This window comes from Polynucleobacter sp. 39-46-10 (assembly GCF_002282275.1).
Genome location: NZ_NCJB01000444.1, coordinates 1 through 1,571, shown reverse-complemented (window position 1 = coordinate 1,571; position 1,571 = coordinate 1). Strand labels below are relative to the sequence as shown.

The window sequence follows — 1,571 nt, the reverse complement described above, 5'->3', positions numbered from 1 at the left end:
AACTGCGCTGGTGGACTTAGTGCTCATCGCAAACTCCTTTGTGGTGCAAATTGATCTATGTCAAAGTGTAACTAGTAATTGCATTTTTTGCATATGTGACAATAAATATATTTTCGGTGAATTGATCACAGAAAAATGATGCAATGCAATATCAAATCATATCGAAGCCTTGGGCTTCAATTGCCATGAATTCACGGGTCAAGGCAGCAACTGAATGATATAAATGCATGTCCGGAATTATTTCTATTGCATCGCACAATTCGTCATACCAGGGACGAATATGGGCATTAAAAAAGATCCTTTGATTTGTCAGGTTGGAAATCACCACATCGTCACCAGCGATGAGATAACGCATAACCTCACACAAGGCAGCGATGTGATCTTCAGTTTCAGTAATATTCTCGGCAGCTTCAAGACCAAATGTGTCTAAGGAGCGCCTAATCTCCACCAAAGGCTTTTCGTTGAGATGTCCTGCCAAGTAAAAAGATGCATTGAGAACAACATTTGGCTTACCAACGCTAATGAAGTTCGCATCAAATTCATCTCTCCATGCTTGAGCAGGATTATTTTTAGCTAATTCCACCAAGTTATCCCATAGTCGAGCAAGTGGCGCTTCATCAGCACTGCCCTGCCCCTCTGGGATAGATGCCGCTATCTGGTCAAGCAGCTCCTGATCAGGGGGTAACAAAAAGAAGCGGGCTATCAAACCATATAAGTCAGCTCTGGCTAAATCTTCAGGCAAGCCAACGTCACCCACTTCTGCAATCTTCTGATCTTTTTCTAATTCACTCATGTTTCATTCTTCATCATATCTACTACGCGACAATCACTACACATCTTTAAGCGCTCCATTGCTGGTCCAGAGAAGGCGGCATGTGTACCAAGCTTGGTCAACATCAGGTCAACCATTTTGAGAGTCCCAAAGGGCTTGCCACAACTAATGCAGTGAAAAGGCTTGGTCTCATTTAAATTAACTCGTTGCTTTCTTTGATCTACGCTCAATAAGCGTGGCATCAAGCTCAAAGCATGCTCAGGGCAAGCGGTTACACAGATGCCGCACTGAACACATTGCTTCTCTATAAAGGACAACTTAGGCTCGTCCGGATTGTCTAATAGCGCACCTTCTGGGCAACTGCCAACACATGACATACATAGCGTACATGCATCCTTGTTGATATTTAAGCCGCCCAGTAATGAGGAGGCCGGCAAAGGAGCGCCTGCCTCAGGCAAAGCTGTTGTTGCCTGTTTTTCCAAATGACCTAAAACTGCTTCTATCGTCTCTCTCTTCTGATTGTTTAAACCAAAAGTAGCGGGGGTACACACTGCTGCAAGTGGACCACGTTGACGCAACTGACCCATCACCAAAGAAACCGAGGCTATGTCATCTGATGCAGCCGCATGGATCAAACTGATGCGCGCTTCAAAGCCATATGCCGCCAAGATTGCATTGCAGAGCTCAGTCTGTGTTTGCAAAGCAGCTTGATAAGCAGGATCTTGCTCACCTGACAACAATAAGTAAACCTCACTAAAGCCATAACTCAATGCGCCTAACCATAGGTCGATTCCTGTTG

General features: G+C 44.7%; 2 protein-coding genes. Both read right to left on the bottom strand.

Annotated features, from left to right (window positions below):
- Positions 1–151 precede the first annotated feature (151 nt).
- A complete protein-coding gene (locus B7X71_RS16630) occupies positions 152–793 on the bottom strand; it encodes a molecular chaperone TorD family protein (RefSeq protein ID WP_293598777.1) in 642 nt (213 codons plus the stop codon).
- A partial coding sequence (locus B7X71_RS16625; RefSeq protein WP_293601551.1) for a 4Fe-4S binding protein occupies positions 790–1,571 on the bottom strand: 782 nt, incomplete at its 5' end. The genes B7X71_RS16625 and B7X71_RS16630, both read right to left, overlap by 4 nt.

Excerpts from the sequence above, each read along its gene's own strand:
- B7X71_RS16630 (WP_293598777.1), bottom strand. The coding sequence starts at position 793 with ATGAGTGAATTAGAAAAAGATCAGAAGATTGCAGAAGTGGGTGACGTT.